The organism is Streptomyces sp. SID12501 (genome assembly GCF_010550245.1).
Lineage (GTDB): Bacteria > Actinomycetota > Actinomycetes > Streptomycetales > Streptomycetaceae > Streptomyces.
Genome location: NZ_JAAGLU010000583.1, coordinates 1 through 454, shown reverse-complemented (window position 1 = coordinate 454; position 454 = coordinate 1). Strand labels below are relative to the sequence as shown.

Here is a 454-nt window from a genome sequence, read left to right as displayed (position 1 = left end):
CTCTGGCCGGTCTGCTGTCCGGTCCGGGCCCCGTGGCCGGTGTGATGTCGCTGCTCGCCCTGGATGAGGCGGCGGCTGTCGTCGACACCGCTGTTCTGGTGCAGGCCTTGGGTGATGCCGGGGTGGAGGCGCCGTTGTGGTGCCTGACCCGTGGTGCGGTGAGTGTGGGTCGTTCGGACCGGTTGGTGTCGGCGGTCCAGGCGCAGGTGTGGGGTCTGGGTCGGGTTGCGGCGTTGGAGGTTCCGGAGCGTTGGGGTGGTCTGGTGGACCTTCCCGAAGCGTGGGACGAGCGGACCCTGGCGAGGCTGGCCGGCGTCCTGGCCGGGGGAGCCGCTGCTGAGGACCAGCTCGCGATCCGCGCCTCCGGCGTCTTCGGCCGTCGCCTCGTACGCGCGGTACGTGCCGAGGGTTCCGCGTCCTGGACACCGTCGGGGACCGTGCTGGTGACCGGTGG

Annotated in this window: 1 protein-coding gene; it reads left to right on the top strand. The window is 72.0% G+C overall.

The window, feature by feature from the left end:
* The coding region (locus G3I71_RS47390) for a hypothetical protein (protein WP_164325141.1) at nucleotides 1–454 on the top strand (454 nt) is incomplete at both ends.